This is a genomic window from Gemella sp. 27098_8_149, from assembly GCF_041433745.1.
In the GTDB taxonomy this organism is placed as follows: Bacteria; Bacillota; Bacilli; order Staphylococcales; family Gemellaceae; genus Gemella.
Genome location: NZ_JAPWCB010000032.1, coordinates 1 through 6,274, shown reverse-complemented (window position 1 = coordinate 6,274; position 6,274 = coordinate 1). Strand labels below are relative to the sequence as shown.

General features: G+C 32.7%; 4 protein-coding genes and 2 pseudogenes. 4 read left to right on the top strand and 2 right to left on the bottom strand.

Annotated elements, in window-relative coordinates; translation table 11 throughout:
• Positions 1-1,860 (top strand): annotated as a pseudogene (locus O3801_RS08450) (hypothetical protein); the annotation flags it as partial.
• Between the two features lie 64 nt (positions 1,861-1,924).
• On the opposite strand, the gene O3801_RS08445 reads toward O3801_RS08450, so the two are convergent.
• Positions 1,925-4,105, bottom strand: coding sequence for a cation:proton antiporter (locus tag O3801_RS08445; protein ID WP_371454668.1), 2,181 nt, complete (start codon positions 4,103-4,105; stop codon positions 1,925-1,927).
• 455 nt (positions 4,106-4,560) lie between these two features.
• Here O3801_RS08445 and O3801_RS08440 point away from each other — a divergent pair, with 455 nt between their 5' ends.
• Positions 4,561-5,175: a CadD family cadmium resistance transporter gene (locus tag O3801_RS08440; protein ID WP_371454667.1), complete on the top strand. Its 615-nt coding sequence runs from the start codon at positions 4,561-4,563 to the stop codon at positions 5,173-5,175.
• Positions 5,176-5,186: 11 nt separating this feature from the next.
• Complete coding sequence (cadX, locus tag O3801_RS08435) at positions 5,187-5,525, top strand: Cd(II)/Zn(II)-sensing metalloregulatory transcriptional regulator CadX (RefSeq protein WP_294683810.1); 339 nt, start codon at positions 5,187-5,189, stop codon at positions 5,523-5,525.
• Positions 5,526-5,671: 146 nt separating this feature from the next.
• On the opposite strand, the pseudogene O3801_RS08430 reads toward cadX, so the two are convergent.
• Positions 5,672-5,899: pseudogene (locus O3801_RS08430) on the bottom strand (transposase); the annotation flags it as partial.
• A gap of 130 nt (positions 5,900-6,029) precedes the next feature.
• Between O3801_RS08430 and O3801_RS08425 the strand changes: the two are divergent.
• A complete protein-coding gene (locus tag O3801_RS08425) occupies positions 6,030-6,164 on the top strand; it encodes a hypothetical protein (RefSeq protein ID WP_371454666.1) in 135 nt (44 codons plus the stop codon).
• Positions 6,165-6,274: the final 110 nt, after the last annotated feature.

Below are 6,274 nucleotides of genomic sequence, written 5' to 3'. Positions count from 1 at the left end.
CCAGCGCCAAAAGCAGAGGAACCCGCAGCGCCAGCGCCAAAAGCAGAGGAACCCGCAGCGCCAGCACCAAAAGCAGAGGAACCCGCAGCGCCAGCACCAAAAGCAGAAGAGCCAGCAACGCCAGCGCCAAAAGCAGAGGAACCATCAGTTCCAGCACCGAAAGCAGAGGAACCATCAGTTCCAGCACCGAAAGCAGAAGAGCCAGCGACACCAGCGCCAAAAGCAGAGGAACCAGCAGCTCCAGCACCAAAAGTGGAAGAGCCAGCAGCTCCAGCACCAAAAGCAGAAGAGCCAGCAACTCCAGCACCGAAAGCGGAGGAACCAGCGGCCCCAGCGCCAAAAGCGGAAGAACCAGCAGCTCCAGCGCCAAAAGCGGAAGAACCAGCAGCTCCAAAAGAAGATAGTCCGTCTAAAGAAGTAGCACCTAAAGATGAAAAACTTGAGGAAGCAAAAAAAGATGGAAAAGATGTTATTGAAAAAATTGCGGCTTCAAAACTTAGTGAAATTGAAAAAGTTAAAGATGAAGCAGAAAAAGCTAAATTAGAAGCTAAATTAAAAGAATTAAAAGAAGCAGGATTAGAAGCGATAAATAATGCTAAAGATCACGATGCAGCAGTAGATGCTGCAGATGAATATCAAACTAAGATTGATGAGATTAATGTTCCAGGTGAAGAATTACCGGCACCAAATTATAATAAAGATAATTTAACAAATGGTCGTAACGAAGGAACTACTATTGATAATGGAAGTACAGCAATAGGTCATGGATCAGGAGAAGCTACACCAACGCCGACACAGCCTACTACTGAAAGATCAACTACATCAACAGCACCAACACAACCTGCTTCAACTTCTGAAGGAACTTCTAGTTTTAGAAATGCTCCTGAAGTTCAAGTTAGAGCAAGAAGAGTAGCACGTGCGGCAAATCAACCAGACGGTACGGTAAATATAAGTTATAATTATGATGGAATGCCAGATATCAATGGATTTTTATCTGATCCAGGAGAAAATAATACAGTAGCTATTCCAAATTCAGCAACTGAAGATGAAGTGAAAGGATTAGTTAAAGCAAAAATTCAAGCTAAGGCTCAAGAATTAGCTAAACATGGATATAAAGTAAAAGAAGAAATAGTATTCGAGCAAGATACTATTGTGAAGAACTTTAATTATGTAGTTACTTTCATTAAAGAGAAAACAGGAACTACAGGCTTCAGAATTGCACCAGAAGTTCAAGTAAGAGCTAAAAAAGTTGTAAAAAGAGATTTATCAAATAAAACAAAACAAATAAATATCTATTACAATCTAACAAATCTAAAAGATATAGCCGGAGCATTAGGTGAAGTAGGAGAAAACAATATGTTAACTTTATCTGGAAATGCTACAAAAGAAGAAATTAAGAAAGCTATTGAAGAAAAAACAAAAGCACAAATAGAAAAATTGAAAAAACAAGGTTTTAAAGTTGTTTCAACTACTGACTTAGATCAAATCGTTGAAGGTGGAGATAGCTATGATTATGTTGTAGAATTCACAAAAGAATCTAAATCTACATCAGCTAATAATACAGGTTTTAGAAAAGCACCGTTAGTTCAAAATAGAGCAAAAAGATCAGCAGAGCAAAAAGAAACTGTAGATGTAAATGTTTATTTCAATTTAAAAACTTTACCAGGAATAGCTGGAGCATTAGATGTGGATGGAGATACTACTATAAAACTTCCTAAAGATGCAACTGTAGAACAAGTAAAAGCTGCTATACAAGCAAAAATTGCTAAAGTAGAAAAACGAGGATATAACGTAATAGATGCCTACTTCGGAGCAAAAACAGAACATGGATATGATTTTGTAGTAGAATTTAAAAAATAGCATAAAATAAAACTGACCTCAGAGTTTAGATAATAATCTAACTTGAGGTCAGCTTTTTTATATTTTATTCCTCTTCAGTTTCACGAGGGAAAATCATAGATTCACTGAAGTTTAAGTCACGAAGAGCAGTATAAGAATCTTCTAGAGAAATATAATTCAATTTTCTCATCGTTAATATTCTATATTTTAAAAGTCGAACTGCTTCCATTTGAAGTTCTTTAAGTTCTTCTTCAAAATCGATATCTTCTAAAAATACTTCAAATAAGGTGAATGAGTAGTATTTATATACATCTTTAACGAATTCTGCAGTATTTTCATCTGAACACTTTTCATCAATAACCTTATAGGCCGTCTCAAGAAGTACTTTTCTTACTGTAGGCGAACAATCAATGATAGCCTGAATTTGACTAGAAGAAGCTTCGGCTCTTTGTTTAATTTCATCTAATTTATTGACGAAGTTAACTTTTCTTCTTTTTGGAACTTTTTCTTTAAGTTTCTCATAAAATTCTGGAGTTAGATCTTTAGCTACAAAATGACGAGTTAAACGACGTTTTAGACTAGATTCTTTTATATATATTCTCAAATTAAGAAGTAAACTTTTTGGTATTGAATAAGTAAATAAGAAAGATTTTCTAAGTTGCATGATTTTAGAAATTTCCAATATTTGCTCGATGTTAGGATTGTCCTTAAGTATTTCAGGAAGAGCTTTGTCTTGTGCTTTCATTATTTTTTTGTGTAATGCTAGTGCTTCACTAGCATTTTTAAATCTTCCAGTGTGCATGTTTCTAAAGTATGCTTTCATTTCATGTAAACTTTTTATTTCAAAAGCATAAGCAACTTTTTCTTCGATAGATTTTTTAGAAATATCACGTTCTTTTAGTTCTTCAAGTGTTCCTTCTAAGATTTTTTCACGAAGAGAGTACTGAGTATATTCTTTTTCTTCATCTTCTCCTTTAACAACAAGTGGAAGGGCGATTGTACCAATAACAATACTTAGTAACACAACATTACTCGCAATGAAAAGGATGGTATTTCTAAGTGGGAAGTTATCCCCAGTAGCCGTTACAACTGGAATCATAAGGGCTGTAGCAAGTGTTACTGTACCATGAATACCACATAAACTAGCAATTAAAGAGTAGCTAAATCTAGAATAGTCACCTTTGTCGAATTTTCTATTTAATATCATTTTTGCTGTTTTTCTAGCAGTAGTAAAAAGATGAGGTTGGAATGATATGTAGTAAAAATATACGAAACCTAATCTAACAATCATTAAACCTAAAACGATTACTAAAGAGATAATAAAACCATAGACAATATCAATTTCTCTGTTGTTAAACATTGTATGATATATCTCTGGGAGTAAATATCCTAAAAATGTAAATACGAAACCATTTAGTACATAACTTGCTATTTGTTGAGTACTATCTATAGTTACTGCAGCATCACTACTTACAATAGTGAGTAAGTGAAGTTTTCTCTGGTAGTTGTAAACTAGAGCTGTAATTACGACAGCAACGATACCAGAGACACCGATATGCTCTGCTAGATAGAATACTATAACTGGTGTTATTAATTGAAAAATAACTAAAATATTAGATTCATCAGCAAACTTTGTTAAGAATGTAAACTTAATATAAGAGAATGCTATACCAATAATAAGTCCAAAAATTGCTCCACCTCCTGCAACTACTAAAAATTTATAGCTAGCATTTGTAACAGAAAATGTATTAGTAAGAACAGCGGCTAGAGCTATATTAAATGACACAAGACCAGATGCATCATTAAGAAGAGATTCCCCTTCTAATATAGCCATAAGGCCTTTAGGTAATTTCATTCCTTTAGTTATTGATTTAACAGCAACAGCATCTGTAGGTGATAGGATAGCGGCTAAAACAAAACATGCTGCCCATGGAATCATTGGAAGTAATAAATGAATTATGCTACCAACAACAATTACCGTCATAAGAACTAAAAATATTGCCATATATATTATTGGTCGTTTGTATAACCAGATATTCTTTAAGGATGCGTTGAAACCGTCGGTAAATAGTAAGGGTGCGATAATTAACATCATAAACATTTCTGATTCAAATTCAAAATGAAGTGGGAGATTAGGAATAAATGTTACCGCAGCACCAAGTATTATTTGGAATAAAGCTGCTGGAATACGTGGAAAAAGATTATTTAAAAATGAACCAAGTATTACAATTATGACAAATATACCTAGGGTAGTTAGTATTTCCATAGAAAACTCCTTTGTAATTATTTTATTATTTATTTGTACCAATATATTTTACAATTATTTAATATTAAAATCAACAATTATACAATCTGAAGGAAGTTAATAATGAATATTGTAAAACAATAATTTTAATAGTTTTAGAAGATGTGTTATTTGTTATTTTTTAGAGTTTAAGTAAGGGCTTCAGTACACGTCAATAGACGTCAAGATATTGATTTTAAATGATTTTTGATTTTTTGAAACTTATTACATCGTACTATAAATCAATAAAAATTCTACCTTTTTTAGATAAATATATCAGTTGGATATTGAAGTTAAGCCCTGCTATCATTTCGATGGCAGGGCTTTTTAATATTTGATACACTAACTTCTTATCTATATTTTGGTGGAATTGAAGTTGACATCTATAAAGTTTAATGTTAGAATATATTCAAAAATAAATTTGAATGAGGTGTTTTATGATTCAAAATATTGTTACTTCAATAATTCTGTATTCTGGGACAGCCGTAGACTTACTTATTATCCTAATGTTATTTTTTGCCAAAAGAAAAAGCAGAAAAGACATCATTAACATCTATTTAGGACAATTTCTAGGCTCTGTTAGTCTAATATTGCTAAGTTTGCTTTTTGCGTTTGTCTTACATTATATTCCTAGTAAAGAGATTTTAGGTTTGCTCGGTTTGATTCCAATTTTCTTAGGTCTCAAAGTTTTATTTTTAGGAGATTCTGATGGAGAAGCTATTGCCAAAGAAGGGTTGCGCAAAGATAATAAAAACTTGATTTTTCTAGTCGCTATGATTACTTTTGCAAGTTGTGGTGCCGACAATATTGGTATCTTTGTCCCATATTTTATTACATTAAATTTAGCGGATTTGATAGTGGCTTTACTTACATTTCTAGTCATGATTTATCTCTTGGTTTTTTCTGCCCAAAAATTGGCACAAGTCCCATCTGTTGGAGAAACTTTGGAAAAATATAGCAGATGGTTTATTGCCGTTGTTTATTTAGGATTGGGGATATATATCCTGATTGAAAATAACATTTTTAACATGCTATGGACTATGTTAGGATAGGAGAAAATATTATGAAAAAAGATAGTATCTGCCAAGTGAATATTATAAATCAACAAAATGTTACAACCGCAATGAACTACCTTGAAAAGGAAAAAGTTCAAAAATCACTTCGCATTTTAACAAAGTTTACCGATAATAAACAGATAAATATCATCTTTTATCTCCTTGCTGTTGAAGAACTCTGTGTCTGTGATATAGCCTGTTTACTAGATCTCAGTATGGCATCTGCATCCCACCATCTTCGTAAACTAGCTAATGAAAACATCTTGGACACTAGAAGAGAGGGGAAAATTATATATTATTTTATAAAAGATGAGGAAATCAGAGAGTTTTTTAATCAACTAGGATAATAACTATTTTTACTACTTTACCATGATTATATATAGGACTTATCTATGAAATTTTTTGATGAAATTTACTCATAAGAAATACCTACTCGTATCATGTTGATACTGTCAATAAGTATGTGTAAATACTCAAGTAGAGTTACGGAGTATTAATCAAATAAGCTTTCGAGTGTGTCATAACATTGGTCACCCCCTTTATGGATTCGTTGACTTTGCTTGAAATTATAATCTTCAAACAAAGTAACTAAGTAACGTTCCGGAGACTCCTCGTTAGGAAAAAACTTCTTTTTCGTTTGACGTTTGATTTCTTTATTAAGAGACTCAATGAGGTTTGTCGAATAAATGCTGTGCCAAATCTGGTAGTGAAACTGATAATATGCGCTATTATAACCTATTTGTACATTTTCATTTTATCAAAACTGTACATTCTTATTTTATCATTTTCAATTAGTAAGTCTAGAATCACCAGATTATGGATTCCATTTGTTTCGACACACTCATGATTCAATGTTGCTTAATGTAGGTACAATGGGGCATAAGTCAATGTCAACTACTATGGATACTTACGCAGAGTTAGCACCTCAAAGAAAGCTAGAAGCAGTCAGCATTTATTTAGATAAGATTGCTGAATTAACTTATTAATTACTCTAGCTTCCGCTCTACCTTTTGAAGGCTAAATCCTCATAAACATTGATATAATAGTATTTAAAGATTGCTGAGCTAATATTAACAACTGTTACAGATATAAAATT

Coding starts and splice junctions, on each gene's coding strand:
- O3801_RS08425 (WP_371454666.1), top strand. CDS start 6,030: ATGTTGCTTAATGTAGGTACAATGGGGCATAAGTCAATGTCAACTACT.
- cadX (WP_294683810.1), top strand. CDS start 5,187: ATGAAAAAAGATAGTATCTGCCAAGTGAATATTATAAATCAACAAAAT.
- O3801_RS08440 (WP_371454667.1), top strand. CDS start 4,561: ATGATTCAAAATATTGTTACTTCAATAATTCTGTATTCTGGGACAGCC.
- O3801_RS08445 (WP_371454668.1), bottom strand. CDS start 4,105: ATGGAAATACTAACTACCCTAGGTATATTTGTCATAATTGTAATACTT.